The organism is Actinomycetes bacterium (genome assembly GCA_024222295.1).
Taxonomy (GTDB): domain Bacteria; phylum Actinomycetota; class Acidimicrobiia; order Acidimicrobiales; family Microtrichaceae; genus JAAEPF01.
The window spans coordinates 1-657 of sequence record JAAEPF010000028.1; the positions used below are offsets into that span (position 1 = coordinate 1).

Below are 657 nucleotides of genomic sequence, written 5' to 3' on the forward strand. Positions count from 1 at the left end.
AGGCCACCGGGCAGCTCCTCGGCAATCCCTGGATCGTCACCCGCGAGTCCGACGACCCGATCGGCGACTTCGCCCGAGCGGTCGCGGTGGGCACCGCAGGCACCGCCGACGAAGCGGGGCTGGCGGCGGCCGTGGCCGCGCTGGGCGAGCCGCTGGCGAGCGGGGCCAACCGCGGGTTCCGGCGCGCGGACGCCGTGCTGCACGTGGTCGTGGTCAGCGACGCCGACGACCACTCCGACACCCTGCTCGACGACCCGAGCGCCGCGGTCGCCGAGGTGTTGGCCGAAGCCACGACCCAGAGCGGGCTGCCGGCCATGCTGTCGGCGGTCGTGGGCGACGAAGGCACCGGCTGCTCGGGGGAGTACGGGGACGCCGCGCCCGGAGACACCTACAACATCACCGCTGCGGGTACCGACACCTTTGAGCTTGATGAGCGACCCCATGGGGAAGCTCGATCCGCGGTACGACGGTTGATGGTGATCAACGACACGGACTTCACTGAGATCCTCAGGAACCAGCTTGCCTCCGTTCGCAGGAGCGCTATTCGACTGGAGTCGATGCAGCGTGAGGCCCAGGATCGTGCCCGTGCCGGTGGTCTTCGGGTCTCCGATGAACAGGGAAGAATCGGTGAACGCATCTCGATCGCCAACGAGGCAA

Annotated in this window: 1 protein-coding gene; it reads left to right on the forward strand. The window is 69.1% G+C overall.

Going from position 1 to position 657, the window contains the following annotated elements; genetic code table 11:
• On the forward strand, positions 1 to 657 hold a 657-nt coding region (locus GY812_10745), incomplete at both ends, for a hypothetical protein (GenBank protein MCP4435954.1).